This is a genomic window from Venatorbacter sp. C2-1, assembly GCF_022832715.1.
In the GTDB taxonomy this organism is placed as follows: Bacteria; Pseudomonadota; Gammaproteobacteria; order Pseudomonadales; family Oceanobacteraceae; genus Venatoribacter; species Venatoribacter alkanivorans.
In genome coordinates this window covers 619,670-635,751 of the sequence record NZ_CP094879.1, presented here as the reverse complement: position 1 = coordinate 635,751, position 16,082 = coordinate 619,670, and the positions used below count along the sequence as shown (strand labels likewise).

Here is a 16,082-nt window from a genome sequence, read left to right as displayed (position 1 = left end):
ATCAGTGGCCCCCGGTTACGCGCTCTGGTACTGGTTTGGTTTTTTCCATGCGGGTGTAGAACGGCATCAGCAGGAAGAAACCAAAGTAAATAAATGAGCAGAAACGAGCCAGGAAAGTATTCAGGTCGTTTGCTGGCTGAGTACCAAGCCAGGTCAGTTCAACGAAGGCTGCGGCAAAGACAATGATAAATACTTTGCTGATCCAGCCTTTGTAGCGCCAGCTCTTAACCGGACTGCGGTCCAGCCATGGCAGAACAAACAGAACAGCAATAGCGGCAGCCATGGCAATTACACCCAACAGCTTATCCGGTACTGCACGCAGAATTGCGTAGAACGCACCGAAATACCATACAGGAGCAATGTGCTCTGGGGTTTTCAGGCCATTCGCTGGTTCAAAGTTCGCGTACTCCAGCATGAAGCCGTTACCTTCAGGGAAGAAGAACAGTACGGTACAGAAAATCATCAGGAAGACGACGATACCCACCAGGTCATGAACGGTGTAGTAAGGGTGGAACGGAATACCATCCAGCGGCTTGCCGTTTTCGTCTTTCAGTTTCTTGATATCAACGCCATCAGGGTTGTTAGAGCCCACTTCGTGCAACGCCAGCAGGTGCAGAACCACAAGCATAACGATAACCAGAGGCACAGCAATAACGTGCAGAGCAAAGAAGCGGTTCAGGGTGGCACCGGAAATCAGGAAGTCACCACGGATCCACTCAGTCAGAGCATCACCGATACCGAAAGGAATAACTGAGAACAGAGAGATAATTACCTGCGCACCCCAGTAAGACATCTGTCCCCACGGCAGTACATAACCCATGAAAGCTTCCGCCATCAGAGCCAGATAAATCAGCATACCGAAGATCCAAATCAGCTCACGCGGCTTCTGGTATGAACCGTACAGAATCGCACGCATCATGTGCAGATAAACGGCAATAAAGAAGAAGGTAGCACCAGTGGAGTGCAGGTAGCGGATCAGCCAGCCCCACTCAACATCACGCATGATGTATTCAACAGAGGCAAAAGCGCCTTCGGCACTTGGCACGAAGTTCATGGTCAGCCAGACACCAGTCAGAATCTGGTTAGCCAGCATCATCATTGACAGTACGCCGAAGAAATACCAGAAGTTGAAGTTCTTCGGTGCATAGTACTTGGACATATGCTTTTCATAGGTCTGGGTAACCGGCAGACGGTCATCAATCCAGCCCATCAGAGTGTTTTGCTGCTTACTCATTAAGCGTTCTCCTCATCAACACCGATCACCAGAACATTGTCGCCCTCGAAAGAATAAGGAGGAACAATCAGATTGGTAGCAGCTGGTGAGCCGTTAAATACGCGGCCAGATAAATCAAAGCGGGAGCCGTGACACGGACAGAACCAACCGCCCTGCCAGTTGGCGTCGAATGTTTCCGGCTTAACTTCAGCGAAGTATTTCGGTGCACAACCCAGGTGGGTACACACACCCAGCAGTACAATAAATTCCGGCTTGCGTGAGCGATAAATATTATCGGCGTAAGCAGGTTGCTGCTCTTTAACGCTGTTTTCCGGGTCTTTCAGGTTGTCGTTCAGGTTTGGCAGATTGTCCAGCTGTTCCTGAGTGCGGCGTGCAATATACACCGGCTTACCACGCCATTCGGCGGTCAGCATTGCACCTGGCTCAATTTTGCTGATATCGACTTTTGCCGGAGCACCTGCTGCTTTCGCCTTCTCACTTGGCAACCAAGATTTCACGAAGGGTACTGCGAGAAAGCCAGCGCCGACAGCACCGACGCCGGCTGTAGCGCCTACGAGCAGAGTACGCCGACCCTTATTCACGCCGTCTTGACTCATTACCATCTTCTCCCATCAAAAAAATTCTTTTGTGCTACAAGGTCAGGAGCCTGCTGTATGTTTTTTGTACAGACCCAGCGTAGCATACAGAGCGGCGCACATAGTAAAGAAATTGGGAGGTGGAAACAACCTGAAAAACCCACAGAACATGGGGTTTTGGGCATAAAAAAAGCGTCCATTGACATAGGCCAATGAACGCTTCTTTTTGTATCCTTCGAGCGAATTAACGCTTGGAGAATTGTGGCTTCTTACGTGCTTTACGCAGACCCACTTTCTTACGCTCAACTTCACGAGCGTCACGGGTAACATAACCCGCTGCGCGCAGAGAAGGACGCAGAGTTTCGTCGTATTGCATCAGTGCACGGGTAATACCGTGACGGATAGCACCGGCCTGACCGTTACCACCACCGCCGTTAACGTTAACAATAACGTCAAACTTGGTCAGGTTTTCAGTCAGTTCGAGTGGCTGGCGAACAACCATGCGAGCGGTTTCACGACCGAAGTAAACATCCAGAGGACGTTTGTTAACTACGATGCTGCCTGTACCAGGACGCAGGAACACACGAGCTGTGGAAGTCTTACGACGACCGGTACCATAGTATTGAGAGACTGCCATCATATTATCCCAGTTTCAGTTCTTGCGGCTGCTGAGCGGTATGCGGATGCTCGCTACCAGCATAAACTTTCATTTTTTTGTACATGGCACGACCTAAAGGATTCTTTGGAAGCATACCTTTAACGGCCAGTTCGATTACCATTTCAGGCTTATGGTCGATCAGTTTCTCGAAAGAAATAGACTTCAGACCACCTGGGTAACCAGTGTGATGATGGTACATCTTGTCACTGGTTTTATTACCGGTAACTTTAACTTTGTCTGCATTGATAACAACGATGTAATCGCCGGTATCAACGTGTGGAGTGTATTCTGGCTTGTGCTTGCCTCTCAGACGGCGAGCAACCTCAGTGGCCAGGCGACCCAGCGTCTGTTCAGCTGCATCAACTACAAACCACTCACGTTTTACGGTTTCGGGTTTCGCGCTGTATGTTTTCATCAATTTCTCGCCTTTAAGGGCATGTTGATTCGAAAAGAGGGCGGCATTCTATAGGAAGGAAGATTCTTCCGCAAGTCATAATCCTGTATGAATTATGATCCGACCGGCCACTGCGGTTAAGCCCGCACCGGCACTGGGATGGCGCCCGCCGACACAGTAAAAGAAACCGCCGTTTGCGGTCAGCAAACGGCGGTTCAGGTATCTGTACCGGCTATGATTTGATCAGTAATGTTCCGGCTCGCGGAACTTCACCAGACCGTAAATCAGGGTCAGCATGGTGACCATGATATCGAGCAGAATGGCCAGAGCCATCATGGTCGAGGTGTCTTCCTGCTGGTCGTAACCCAGCGTTTGCCCGACATAGAAGCAGGTAACGCTGACGACAAAACCAATCAGGATGCAGGCTACCAGAAAATAGCCCTTGCCGTCATCCATCGTGAGCGTTTCATCCAGAACCTTTGCCTGCAACAGGAAGTAAGCGCTGTAACAAAGAGCACAGGCCAGCGCCATGCCGACCAGAAAAAAAGCAACCATAACGATTAACCTGCAGAACGATAACTGGCTAAAGCCTAGCTCAGATCTCTGCAGCTGCAAGACAGCACTGACCTTATTATCAGTGCATACGATCCTGCGCAATGCTTTCCTGCGCCTCTGCATGACGGCGCAGTATACGTGCCACCAGCATTCTCAGCTGCGCCGGCTTGATGGGCTTGTGCAGATAATCCAGCCGCTGACGGTGGAAGCTGCTGACCACTTCGTCACTGGTATCACCGGTGACAATCAGAGCCGGAACATCCGCTAACGTCCGCCTGACTTCATGCACAAAAGAACAGCCGTCATACCGGCCGGGCATACGGTAATCAACGATCATAAAATCCGGAATAAATCCGTCTGCTATCGCAGCAAGCGCGTCACTTGTTGAGGAAAAACTGATGCAGTGACTTCCCCAGACCGATAAAAGCGACTCCATCGCCATAACGATGGAGGCTTCATTATCAACCACCATGATATTCAGCCCGGCAAAAGCGTTGTATCCCTCCGGGCTGCCTGCGAGAGCCGGTTTAACCGGTAGCGGCTCATGACCGAGCGGCAGCAGTAAGGCAACCTCAGTTCCCTGCCCCAATACCGAACTCACCTGTATTTCGTGGCCCAGCAGTTTGAGAATCCGCTGCACAATAGCCAGCCCCAGCCCCAGACCGCGCTTACGGTCACGCTCCTGATTATGTACCTGAAAAAATTCCTGAAAAATACAGTCCAGATCTTCTTCCGAGATGCCAATACCGGTATCGATAATACGCAATTTAACCTGTTGATCTGCTGCTTCAAATAACACCCGGATACCACCCTCCGAGGTATATTTCACGGCATTAACCAGCAGATTAGTCAGCACCCGTTCCAGCAGAACCGGGTCGGAGTAAACCACACAATTGCAGTAATCGACGCTGAAACTAAGCCCTTTTAAGGTGCTGTCGATAACAAACTGCCGCTCCAGCTTGTCGAGCAAATCATCGATACAGAAACTCTGTTTATTAATGGCAACGTTGTTATCGGCATCCAGACGCGATACGTCAAACAGTGCTTCCAGCAGTTCACTCAGAGACTCCAGCCCCTGGCTGATATTTTCCAGATCTTCACGCTGATCACGGACCACAATTTTTTTATTAAGAATTTCGGCATACAGACTGACCGCATGCAGAGGCTGACGGAGGTCGTGACTGGCAGATGCGAGAAAACGCGATTTTTCTTCACTGGCGCGGTTAGCGCGGTCGGTTTGTTGCTGTAGGTCTGCGATCAGATCCAGATTTTCATATTTAAGGCGGATGGAGTTATCAATAACCCGGTGTATCGTCCGGCTGAAGCCAAACGTCGCAAATAAATAGACTGCAGCCCCAAATCCCATCCAGCGATACATATATTCATCCTGAATAAACATACTCAGAACCATGGGCGTCATAAGAGGGGCTGAAAATAAAATATAGGCAACCGGGCGGGAAGACAGCGATACCATGCTGCCAGCAATCATGCTGATAAACGTGAGAATCAGATAAGCAATATTATTGATGTTATCGGCATCAAATAATATCGCCCCGCCGATCCCCCAGATACAACCTGTCAGGAAAATCAGCAGTACCTGCTCTATGCCATAACGGAATGTTTCCCGGTGTGTGACAATCGCACTACCGGGAAAATGATAATGCAGCATCCGGATAGCCAGCATTATATAAAGTAAAACAGACCAGAGGATGACGCGGGTCGAGTAATCGCCATGCCAGAAAACAATCAGCAGAGGAGCGCTGCCGAGTAAATTGCCCGCCAGAATCATGGGTGTATTACGGTGAACTACCCTGATTTTTTCGGCGAGAATTTCATTCTCATACTCTGACACGGTAGCGCTGTTCTGGGCACGCCACGGATGCCGCACAGAGACCCGCCTAATCCAGCCCAAGCTGATGGGCCTTTTTGCTCGATTCGGAACGACTCTGTGCACCCAGCGCGTGGAAAATAGCGCTGATGTGCGATTTGACCGTGGCCACACTCAGACACATCTGTTCGGCAATTGCCTGGTTCGACAGCCCTTTCCTGACCAGGCGCAGCACCTCAAGCTGCCGGCGGGTCATATTATGCTGCGCCGCCCACTCTTCACTTTCGTTTAAAAAAGCCGTATCGGCAGCAGGGTAACCATCATTGGAATATGTGACTTTACCATCCAGAACATTGTTGATTGTCTGAATGATCCGCTGCCCGGAAGACGATTTAGGGATAAAACTCATCGCCCCCAGCTCAACTGCTTTTTGCATATCATCCGGATCACGGGAAGCGGACACAATAATAACCGGCGTCAGATTGTTGCGCTGATTCAGCTCAGCCAGAAGGGTAAAACCATCCATGATCGGCAGACGCAAGTCGATCAGCGCGATATCAAATGCTCCGGACAGCAGTTTCTTCAGCGCATCCTGACCGTTATTAACGGCATCTATCTCCGTCGCCAGGCCAGACCCGGCAAGAATGCCCCTCAACCCGTCCAGAAACATCTGATGATCATCGACCAGTAGTATTTTCATAATCCCTTCCTGCTGAAAATGGCGATCCGTCAGCCAGCAAACACTCTGCCGCCAAACTCTTTAATCTATCGCACCCCGGTCAGACTGTAACCAGCTGAAAGAATGGAATGCGCAGATCACGTGGACACACCGGAAAACAGCCAACAAAAAGCCCGCATAATGCGGGCTTCGTGTTCAGCTTCAGTGTTCGCGTGTCGCGCGGAAATCGATATCCGGCCAGCGCTCCTGAGTCAGACTCAGATTCACCCGGGTAGGGGCAATATAAGTGAGGTAACCGCCACCATCGATGGCCAGGTTTTCACCGCCCTTACGCTTGAAGTCTTCCAGCATTTTACTGTCGCTGCAGTACACCCAGCGGGCAGTGCTGACACTGACCGGCTCGTAAATACATTCCACCTTGTATTCATCACGCAGACGCTGCTGTACCACATCAAACTGCAGTACCCCCACCGCCCCCAGAATCAGGTCGTTATTATTCAGCGGCATAAACAGCTGGGTCGCACCCTCTTCGGACAGCTGCTGCAGACCTTTCTGCAGCTGCTTCATTTTCAGCGGATCTTTCAGACGCACACGCTTAAACAGTTCCGGAGCAAAATGCGGAATACCGGTGAACTGCATATCGTCACCAAAGGTGAAGGTATCACCAATCTGGATGGTGCCATGGTTATGCAGACCGATAATATCGCCGGAAATAGCCTCTTCCACCGCCGAACGGTCACCGGCAAGGAAGGTTACGGCATCGGCGATTTTCACATCTTTGCCAATGCGTACGTGCTTCATCTTCATGCCCTTGCTGTAGGTGCCAGAGCAGATACGCATAAAGGCAATACGGTCACGGTGCTTCGGATCCATATTGGCCTGAATCTTAAAGATAAAGCCGGTGAACTTATCATCGGCCGGAGCAACCGGCCCCTTATCAGTCTCACGGGCTAATGGCGCCGGTGCCCATTCAACGAAGTAGTTGAGCAGCTCACGCACACCAAAGTTAGCCAGTGCCGTACCGAAGAATACCGGGGTCATTTCACCGCGCAGGTATTCATCCAGATCAAACTCATAGCTGGCGCCGCGCACCAGTTCAATTTCATCCACCAGCTCGGCGACTAAATCAGCGCCCAGCAAGGCTTCTGCTTCAGCGGACTCCAGCCCCTGAATCTGAATATCATCCGGCACCACACTGCCCTGACCCGGTGTAAACACATGAATAGTGTCGGTGATCAGGTTGTACACACCTTTAAATGCCTTACCCATGCCGATTGGCCAGGTAACGGGGGCGCATTTGATTTTCAGGATGGTTTCAATTTCGTCCAGAACTTCAATATGGTCGCGGACTTCACGGTCCATTTTGTTGATAAAGGTGAAGATCGGCGTGTCACGCAGGCGACAGACTTCCATCAGCTTGATGGTCCGGTCTTCTACACCTTTGGCGCCGTCGATAACCATCAGTACGGAATCGACTGCGGTCAGGGTGCGGTAGGTATCCTCCGAGAAGTCTTCGTGACCCGGTGTATCCAGCAGGTTAACCATGCGGCCGTTGTACGGAAACTGCATTACCGAGGTGGTAATGGAAATACCACGGTCCTGCTCCATCTGCATCCAGTCGGAGGTGGCCATACGGCCGGTTTTCTTACCTTTTACCGTACCGGCCAACTGAATGGCATTACCGAACAGCAACAGCTTTTCGGTGATGGTGGTTTTACCCGCATCGGGGTGCGAAATAATACCGAAAGTACGGCGCTTACCGACTTCCAGTTCAAATGGGGATTTCGACATCGCTTGCGATCTTCTTCTGAGCCTGGCCTGCCAGCATAGCGCTGGATTCAGGAGATATCCGGACGCTTGCCGCAACCCGGTCTGAGGGGCGCAATGATATGCAAAGCCTCGCCTCTTGACCAGACGATTCCTGTATCCGGCCCGGTGCAGACAACCTGACGGTGATTCCTGCTCTGCATCAAGAATCGTGTTTACGTGACACTCCCAGGCGCTGCTTGTTGCTGCCGTAGTACGGCACTGACGCTATAATGCAGCCATGACTCATAAACTGAACCTGCTGTTGCAACGCCTCGCCCTGCTGCGCTTATCCATCGCCAGTATCTGGCTGATGTTTCTGCTTTATCTGCAATGGCAGGGCTTTGCCGGTCTGGATATCGCCTGGGCGTTGCTCGCCCTTTATCTGCCACTGTTAGCAATCAGTGGCTGGCAGGGATATCGCCGCAATATTCAGGACTGGCATCTGCTTTTACACCTGGCCTTTGAGTGCCAGCTGCTCGCCGGCCTGCTGTTTTTTACCGGCGGCGCCACCAACCCTTTTATTTCCTACTTTCTGGTATTGCTGGTCGTCAGTGCCTACAGCCTGCCAATCAGCTATTCGCTGCTGATCACTGTGCTCTGCATTGCCGATTACAGCCTGCTGACTCAGTGGTATCAGCCGCTGCTCAGTAATCATGTTCATGGTCTGCCGGGTCACAGCTTATTTGATCTGCATCTGGCCGGTATGTGGCTGACCTTTGTTATCAGCGCTCTGATCGTCGTAACCTTTATCCCGCTGCTGCTCAAATCTTCCCAGCAGCAACAGCAGGAAATTCAGCAACTGCGCGAACAGCAACTGAAAAATGAGCAGCTGATCGGCATTGCTACCCTCGCCGCCGGCACCGCCCACGAAATGGGTACGCCGCTGATGACCATGCATATGATTCTCGACGACATCGCCCAGCAACCCGACCACCCGCTGAGCAAACACGATCTGCATATCCTGCGCGAGCAGGTTGGCGTTTGCCGCCAGTCTCTGCAGCAACTAGCCAATGCCGGGCGCACCGCTCATCAGGTTGGTCATCATCAGGCACACGTCTGGCTCAGCAGCCTGCTGCACCGCTGGCGGCTGAGTCATCCGAATGCACTCTGGGTCGATAATGGCATCGCCTGTGAGGCCGAGATTCCATCCTCCCCTCTGCTTGATCAGGCGCTGCTCAACCTGCTGGATAATGCCGCCGAAGCCGGCCAGCAGCCGGTGCACCTGCACAGCGCAGTGCAGAATGGACAGTGGTATCTGAATATTCTGCAGCCCGACCCCAAAGCTGCCGGGAACATTCATCAGCAAAGCCTGTTCCACAGCCAGAAAGAACACGGAATGGGCATCGGCCTTTACCTGAGCAATGCCAGTGTTGAGCAATTCGGCGGTTCAGTTCACCTGATCGCACAAAGCAACGGCGCCAGCCTGTGCCGCATCACCCTGCCCCTGAGCCACCAGCATGGATAACCCAGTGAATAAACGCATCCTGATTATTGATGATGACCTGCATTTCAGTCAGGTCCTGGCACGCAGTCTCGAGCGCCAGGGTCATCAGACGGCCGTTGCCGCCAGCGGCGATGAAGCCCTGCAGGCCGCACAGGATCTCCAGCCGCAGTGGGTTACCCTCGACCTGCGGCTGGAGCAGGAATCCGGCCTGGGGCTGATCGGCCGCCTGAAGCAACAACACCCCGACTGCCGCATCGTGATGCTGACCGGCTATGCCAGCATTCCGACGGCGGTCGAAGCTGTAAAACTGGGCGCACATAATTATCTGCACAAACCCGCCACCCTGCAGGAACTAATCGCAGCCTTTGACGATTCAGGCCAGCCCCAGGAACCACTGCCGGATAACAGCAGCGTTATGTCGGTAGAAAGGCTGGAGTGGGAACACATCCAGCGCGTGTTAAACGAACAACAGGGGAATATTTCGGCGACCGCCAGAGTGCTGAACATGCATCGCCGTACCCTGCAGCGGAAGCTGCAGAAATACGCGCCGCGCTGATCAGCCCTGCTGTTGCTCCAGCTGGCGAATGCGGCGTAACAGCACGGCCGCCAGCAAAATAAGAACAAACAGCACTGCAGCCAACACAACAAGCAGCCAGACCGGTAAATCATTGCTCTGTGCCGCTACCGCTATTTCAGCAGGCAAGGCATAGCCTGTGTTTTTTGCTGCAGAAGAAGGCAAACTTTGCGGCGGTAAAACCTTTACCACCGCAGCGCCGGGAAGCGTTCGCTTAATCCCATCACGGGTTCCTGCTTCAGCTTTCACGATGGCAAATTCTCCGGCATCTTTGCCCTTCGCCCGGAAAGGGATAGAAAATAAAACGCCACTGCCACTTATTTCAGGTGCCGGATTCAACACGCTCGCTGCGTAGCGGATTTTTCCAGCACGGATATCCGCGCGGTTAACAATGGTAAAAGTTCCATCACCAAATAACTCACCTGGTACTACAGGCGCAGCCTCTTGCCCAGAACCAGCGGTAACAATTTCCAGACGGTCACTGCTGAACGTCATTTCAACATCAATGCCATAGAGTGGATTAAGCTGATCGGCAGAAACCACCAGCCAGCGAACACCATCCCGGTCAAGCTCAGCAATTTTCAGCATTTCTGCCTGACTGGCTGCTGCCATCAGTAAAAACACTATATTTAAAAATAATTTCATAAATCCCCATAATGAGAGGGCGTTGCCGCCCCCTCATATATTCCTCACGGATTACACTGCTGCGAACCAAAGTGACTGGCAAGAATAGCCAGATCCTGAACGTTAATAACCGTGTCTTTATTCAGATCGGCAGCCAGAACATAATTTTCCTCACCCTGCTGGGTGCCGTAACGCCCGGACAGGAAGGTAAAATCTGCAATATCGATAGTACCATCCTGATTGATATCACCAGCCAGCAACTCGATCTGGCCAAAATCATGATTACCTGCACCATCCAGCGTTGCACTCATGCAAGACTGGACATAACCCTCACTCTGGAAATCAACAGTAAAATCTCCGGCACGCAAACCAGAGAAGCTGAAGTTTCCGTTTTCATCCGGCGTGACTGAAATGGTACGGCCATCAATTGTGATATTAACCACTACATCTTCTGCATTCACGCCATCTGGTAATACGATCTGCCCATTAACAGCCGAGTTTCCACCATGAATACCGTCATCCAGAGTAATGGTGATGGTGCCTGGCATTACTGATAATAAATGACCATTGGCATCTGACATCTCGCCGCTGCAGTTAACCGCCAGTGTATCGGTTGTCATTTCGGCAAGAACAACGGTGTTAAATAACGTCTGCTCACCATCAACGGCAGCGTCGGGCGCCGTCTGTGATAATGCTCCGCTGAGACTTTGCCCCTGCCACTGCAAAGGTAACTGCAAACGGTTTGCAGACCCCCAGTTACCATATGAAACTGATGTAAGTGCAGCCGGGCCATTCAGAGTACAACTTGCGTCCACAGCGTAATGTTCACCCAATGTTTTAATATCGAGGGAAAATTGTGGGGAATAGTAGGTATCAATAACCTGAGCAGGCGTTACAATTTTCAGTGCTTGTGATGCACCTTCTACCGGACGATAAAAATATTGCCATCCTGTAGGAAAATCTTCTCCATTGAAATCCGCTCCGAGAAAGTAGTACTGCCCCCCCGGACCACCAGCAACAATAGATGAGTAGCCCCGCTGCTCATTTTCAGAAACCAGCGGGCTTAGCTCCAGAAGCTGACCTGTTTGCAGAGAAAAGGATCCGAAATAGGTTTTGTTCTGTTCAACAATATTAGCCGAGTAATGAATAATCCCTTCTCTATCAACACCAGTTGAAGCTGAGAAACCAAATCCAAGATTCAGGATATCCAGAGAATAATCTCCCGTAGGTTGCGGCAAACCAAGATCAGCAAAGCTGTAAGCCGCTATAGAATCTGTTGACAACTGGTAGTAGATAATACTGGTTTCATCATTTTGTCTTATTCTGGCAACTAAATTCTGGCCATCCGGAGTCAGGAGCACACCATTACCCAGGTAGAAATCTCCCTCAATATGGTTTGCAATCAATGCTTTAGCATCAATCAGAGACTGATCAACTGGATTTACAATTTGGAACAGCCTCGGATCTCTGGATTCAACAATAAAACGTCCATTATCTGTCACATAGTATGAGCTAGAGGCACTGGATGAATGCTCATTCAGAAAGTTTAATGGGTAACTAATATTCTCCTGACGATCCAGCAATGAATACCCTTCCAGTCCCGGCGGATTATCTTCAAATATATTTACTGTAGATAATAAAAAATACCGTTCATTGCCGGACAGAGAGATGAGCATCTTTTTATCACTAAAAACCCGTTCTGATAAACCATTAGCGTTCAAGTAGTATACGCCATCATTTTCATCTCCATTAAGTCTGGAGAAATAAGCACCTCCATCATCTGTAGGAAAGAGGAAAACTTGTTCTGATGATATCCGGTCTAAACGCTTGTTCGCGGTGATTTCGGATGAGTATGAGAAAGAGCCACTAACTCTATCAAAAATGACATATCGGTATGTGAGAAGTCGCTCTTCAGTATACTCAGGCGACCCGATCTCGATATTTTCTCCAGCATATTCAACATATGAAAAGTAACGTCCGTTTGGACTGGAGTGCATCATTTTAAAAACCCAGATACTTTGATTCCAGCCATCAGGGACGGTCAAAGGTCTGATTTCATCAATCAATGCAGCCCTTGCCGAACTTGCAAGCAATAGAACCAGCCCAAGAAGAGCAGTAGTAAGAAATTTTTTATAGTTCTTCACAATAATTCCTTTTGTACTATCGTTTCAATTATGCAGTTTCTCTGCAGAGCGAGACTACGATAAGAAAGGAAAATATGTATATGTGATAATGTGCCATTTAACACTATTGTGTTAAAGAAAAGACGTTCTGATAAAGGGGGTGATCAGTAAAAGTAGGAATCTTCGTCGAAGGTGCTCAGCCAGCGGCTGTGGTAAACCACCATACCGGTGATAAACATGCCGTTTACCACACCTTCGGGAAACATCATCATCGGCAGGTAGCGTAAATAATCGCGCCAGATTAATTCCACCGGATGGACATCCAGTAGCCACAAACTGAGAGCCTGTAAAAAGTCGGAAAATCCATGGGTTAAACCGGCATTTAAAAATCCCGCCACCAGAATATAAATGAAAGGATTGTGAGCAAGACGGCGATAAACCAGCAGATAAAAACCGTAGCTGAATAATACCGGTAACGCACCGGCCAATAAGAACTGATATAGCAAAGCCGCCCACCAGAGTTTTCCTACCAGCACCAGAATAACCTGTACCAGTAGTACCGACAGCAATGCCAGCCGCCAGCCCATCATCAGCGTAATTGCAGTAACGCCCATTAAATGAAAGCTCAGCCCTGGCAATATACCCGCCTGCATATTCCACAACAAAGCCAGTACGACCACACTGCCGAAAAAGAAATGCTGCGCACCGCGCAGGGTAAGTAACGCCTGCCAGTTATAACTGAGCAGCGCAGGAATTAGTAAAAGAACAGAGAGAATGGCCGACCACCAGAGCGCCATTTCAGGCAGGAGGCCGGAGTCAATCATGCCTGCAGCTCCAGACAATAAAGCAGGGCATCTTCATGACCAGAGGCGGTCGGATAATAATTGCGCCGGCAACCGGCCTGACAAAAGCCCATAGACTCGTACAGGGCAATCGCTTTGTGATTACTTTCCCGAACTTCCAGAAACCATTGTTCGGCCTGCTGCTCCTGCAAAAAATCATGCAGTGCATTCATCAGCACACGACCAGCGCCCTGCCCCTGTTGCTTCGGGTCAACGGCGATCATCAGTAATTCAGACTCACCAACCACCAGCGTAATCACGGCATAGGCAATAACCTGGTTGTTGTTTTCCAACACCCAGACGCAATGTTCACGGGAAAAATAGCGGCGTAATACGCTTTCCGGCCAGGCGTGAAAATGAGCCTGCTGTTCTATCTGATAAACCGCAGAAAAATCGGCGTCAACCGCAGGACGGACATGCATGGTGTTATAACTCGGTCTGAGTCAGCAGGGCCTGCCAGAGCTGACGCTTATGTTGAGCGTTTTGCATCACATCAGAAAGGGAGGCCGCGCGGAATAACAGCGGCGCCTGAACCTGTTGCAGCCAATGATCGCTGTCCTGACCAAAAGCCACGGCATAGCGCACGCCCTGATCGCGCAGGAATTGCCATTGCGCCGACAGCGCCTGCAATGCGACAGGCCGGCTCTGATCATCATGGGCAGATTCAATAAACGGCCAGCGGAAGCATAAGGGCGCCTGTAATAAACCGACCGGTGATTGCAGGGCAGACATTACCCGGTAAGCAAAAGCCGCCAGACGTTCAGCCTGAGCAGCATCATCACAGACCCAGACTCCCGCAGCCGATACCCGCAGAAAATGCAGTTCAAAACGCGGCGGCGTCAGGTCAGTCGTTGCAACAGCGGCAACGTCAGCAACAGATTCAGAAGCAACGTCAGAAATAGCCGCAGCCGGTGTGTCTGCAGGCTTGCTTTGCTCAGCAGCAGGCTCTTTGGCAACAGACTGCGCGGCGGCCTCATGCAGCAGCTGAGCTGCCATCGGGTGAGCAATATGGCCACCACCTTCAGACGTCAGTGCCGGACGAGGCGCCGCAGCATGAGCATCTTCCGGCAACCAGCGCGGGGCCGGTACACCGGGCAGCGGCTGGCGTGGCATCCACTGTACGATGCCCATTGCCTGCAAATAATCGAGCCGCTGCTGCTCACGCACTGGTTATACGCCGTCGGACTGAGGATGCTGACGTTCTGCACCGGTCAGCAACAGATTCAGGGCATGAATGTAGGCTTTGGCCGAGGCGACAATGATGTCGGTATCGGCGCCACTGCCATTCACAATACGGCCGCCCTTTTCCAGACGCACAGTCACTTCGCCCTGCGAATCGGTGCCCTGAGTAATGGCATTAACGGAATACAGCAGCAGATTAGCGCCGGACTCGGCAATGCTGTCGATAGCTTTCAGTGCCGCATCCACCGGGCCACTGCCCTGCGCCTTGGCACGCTTCTCGCTGCCGTTGTGGTTGACCACGACTTCAGTAACCGGGGTTTCGCCAATGGCAGAATGAGATTCCAGCGCCACCAGTTTGAAGGTTTCCGGCGCGGAATCATTGATGGTTTCGCTGACCAGCGCCTGCAGGTCTTCATCAAAGATTTCGTGTTTTTTGTCGGCCAGATCTTTGAAACGGGCAAAGGCTTCATTCAGTGCGGCATCGGTATCAAAAGTTACGCCCAGCTCTTCCAGACGGCTGCGGAACGCCGCACGGCCTGAGTGCTTGCCCATCACCATTTTGTTGGCGCCCCAACCCACATCTTCGGCCTTCATGATTTCGTAGGTTTCACGGTGCTTGAGCACGCCATCCTGGTGAATACCGGACTCATGCGCAAAGGCGTTGGCACCCACAATGGCTTTGTTCGGCTGAACCGGAAAGCCGGTAATAGAAGAGACCAGACGTGAAGTCGGTACGATGTGTGTGGTATCGATATTGGTGCTGATGTTGAACAGATCGTGACGGGTACGGGTCGCCATCACAATCTCTTCCAGTGCAGCGTTACCGGCGCGTTCGCCCAGACCGTTGATAGTACATTCAACCTGACGCGCACCATTGGCCACAGCGGCCAGCGAGTTAGCCACCGCCAGACCAAGGTCATTATGGCAATGCACCGAAAAAATAGCTTTGTCGGAATTAGGAATACGGGTCAGCAGGGTTTTGATCTTATGTCCAAACTCTTCCGGAATGGCATAGCCCACAGTATCCGGAATATTAATAGTGCGTGCACCGGCGTTAATCGCAGCTTCAATAATACGGCACAGGAAATCATTCTCGGAGCGGCCGGCGTCTTCGCAGGAAAACTCAACATCTTCAACAAAACCGCGGGCTTTCTTCACTGCATAAATCGCCTGCTCAACCACCTGATCCGGCTGCATACGCAGTTTGTACTGCATATGAATTGGCGAAGTAGCAATAAAGGTGTGGATACGTGCACGCTCGGCTTTTTTCAGTGCTTCAGCTGCATGTTCCAGATCGCGGTCAACGGCACGGGCCAGACTGCAGATGGTGCTTTCACGTACGGCCTCGGCCACCGCCTGAATCGCAGCAAAGTCACCAGGAGAAGCGGCAGCAAAACCAGCCTCGATCACATCGACGCGCATTTTCTCCAGCGCCTTACCGATGCGGACCTTTTCTTCCTTGGTCATGGACGCGCCCGGGCTTTGCTCGCCGTCACGCATAGTGGTGTCAAAAATGACCAAACGGTCTTGCTGGCTCATGTGCTACTCCGCTGCCAATGAA

At 51.2% G+C, this 16,082-nt stretch carries 16 protein-coding genes; 2 read left to right on the top strand and 14 right to left on the bottom strand.

Annotated elements, in window-relative coordinates; translation table 11 throughout:
• Position 1 precedes the first annotated feature (1 nt).
• The 8 genes from MT343_RS02780 to MT343_RS02745 all read right to left on the bottom strand — a co-directional run bounded on the left by MT343_RS02780 (position 2) and on the right by MT343_RS02745 (position 7,714).
• On the bottom strand, positions 2-1,234 hold the full coding sequence (locus MT343_RS02780; RefSeq protein WP_222428625.1) for a cytochrome b: 1,233 nt from the start codon (positions 1,232-1,234) through the stop codon (positions 2-4).
• Positions 1,234-1,830 carry a ubiquinol-cytochrome c reductase iron-sulfur subunit gene (petA, locus tag MT343_RS02775; protein ID WP_145471058.1) on the bottom strand — a complete coding sequence of 199 codons (597 nt, stop codon included), beginning with the start codon at positions 1,828-1,830 and terminating at the stop codon, positions 1,234-1,236. The genes MT343_RS02780 and petA overlap by 1 nt, the downstream gene beginning before the upstream one ends.
• 223 nt (positions 1,831-2,053) lie before the next feature.
• Positions 2,054-2,446, bottom strand: a complete 393-nt coding sequence (gene rpsI, locus MT343_RS02770) for a 30S ribosomal protein S9 (RefSeq protein ID WP_145471077.1) — start codon at positions 2,444-2,446, stop codon at positions 2,054-2,056.
• Between the two features lie 4 nt (positions 2,447-2,450).
• Positions 2,451-2,882: a 50S ribosomal protein L13 gene (rplM, locus tag MT343_RS02765; protein ID WP_145471059.1), complete on the bottom strand. Its 432-nt coding sequence runs from the start codon at positions 2,880-2,882 to the stop codon at positions 2,451-2,453.
• Positions 2,883-3,104: 222 nt separating this feature from the next.
• A complete protein-coding gene (locus MT343_RS02760) occupies positions 3,105-3,416 on the bottom strand; it encodes a hypothetical protein (protein WP_145471060.1) in 312 nt (103 codons plus the stop codon).
• Positions 3,417-3,495: 79 nt separating this feature from the next.
• Positions 3,496-5,268 (bottom strand): ATP-binding response regulator, encoded by a 1,773-nt coding sequence (locus MT343_RS02755; protein WP_186436047.1) that lies wholly within the window; start codon positions 5,266-5,268, stop codon positions 3,496-3,498.
• A gap of 46 nt (positions 5,269-5,314) precedes the next feature.
• Positions 5,315-5,944, bottom strand: coding sequence for a response regulator transcription factor (locus tag MT343_RS02750; RefSeq protein WP_145471062.1), 630 nt, complete (start codon positions 5,942-5,944; stop codon positions 5,315-5,317).
• Positions 5,945-6,124: 180 nt separating this feature from the next.
• Positions 6,125-7,714, bottom strand: coding sequence for a peptide chain release factor 3 (locus MT343_RS02745; protein ID WP_145471063.1), 1,590 nt, complete (start codon positions 7,712-7,714; stop codon positions 6,125-6,127).
• 256 nt (positions 7,715-7,970) lie between these two features.
• On the opposite strand from MT343_RS02745, the gene MT343_RS02740 reads away from it, so the two are divergent.
• Both MT343_RS02740 and MT343_RS02735 read left to right on the top strand, forming a co-directional pair.
• Positions 7,971-9,197, top strand: a complete 1,227-nt coding sequence (locus tag MT343_RS02740) for an ATP-binding protein (RefSeq protein WP_145471064.1) — start codon at positions 7,971-7,973, stop codon at positions 9,195-9,197.
• A gap of 4 nt (positions 9,198-9,201) precedes the next feature.
• Positions 9,202-9,732 (top strand): response regulator transcription factor, encoded by a 531-nt coding sequence (locus MT343_RS02735; protein WP_371736688.1) that lies wholly within the window; start codon positions 9,202-9,204, stop codon positions 9,730-9,732.
• On the opposite strand, the gene MT343_RS02730 is transcribed toward MT343_RS02735, so the two are convergent.
• From MT343_RS02730 to MT343_RS02705, 6 genes are all read right to left on the bottom strand, one after another.
• Positions 9,733-10,395 (bottom strand): cohesin domain-containing protein, encoded by a 663-nt coding sequence (locus MT343_RS02730; RefSeq protein WP_145471066.1) that lies wholly within the window; start codon positions 10,393-10,395, stop codon positions 9,733-9,735.
• A gap of 44 nt (positions 10,396-10,439) precedes the next feature.
• Positions 10,440-12,518, bottom strand: coding sequence for a dockerin type I domain-containing protein (locus MT343_RS02725; protein WP_145471067.1), 2,079 nt, complete (start codon positions 12,516-12,518; stop codon positions 10,440-10,442).
• A gap of 143 nt (positions 12,519-12,661) precedes the next feature.
• The gene (locus tag MT343_RS02720; RefSeq protein WP_145471068.1) at positions 12,662-13,321 is read right to left on the bottom strand and encodes an energy-coupling factor ABC transporter permease; all 660 of its coding nucleotides are present in this window, start codon (positions 13,319-13,321) and stop codon (positions 12,662-12,664) included.
• Positions 13,318-13,761, bottom strand: a complete 444-nt coding sequence (gene rimI / locus MT343_RS02715; RefSeq protein WP_145471069.1) for a ribosomal protein S18-alanine N-acetyltransferase — start codon at positions 13,759-13,761, stop codon at positions 13,318-13,320. Before rimI ends, MT343_RS02720 begins: the two co-directional genes overlap by 4 nt.
• A 4-nt stretch (positions 13,762-13,765) precedes the next feature.
• The gene (locus MT343_RS02710) at positions 13,766-14,506 is read right to left on the bottom strand and encodes a hypothetical protein (protein WP_145471070.1); all 741 of its coding nucleotides are present in this window, start codon (positions 14,504-14,506) and stop codon (positions 13,766-13,768) included.
• A gap of 3 nt (positions 14,507-14,509) precedes the next feature.
• Positions 14,510-16,060, bottom strand: a complete 1,551-nt coding sequence (locus tag MT343_RS02705) for a 2-isopropylmalate synthase (protein WP_145471071.1) — start codon at positions 16,058-16,060, stop codon at positions 14,510-14,512.
• Between the last annotated feature and the right edge of the window lie 22 nt (positions 16,061-16,082).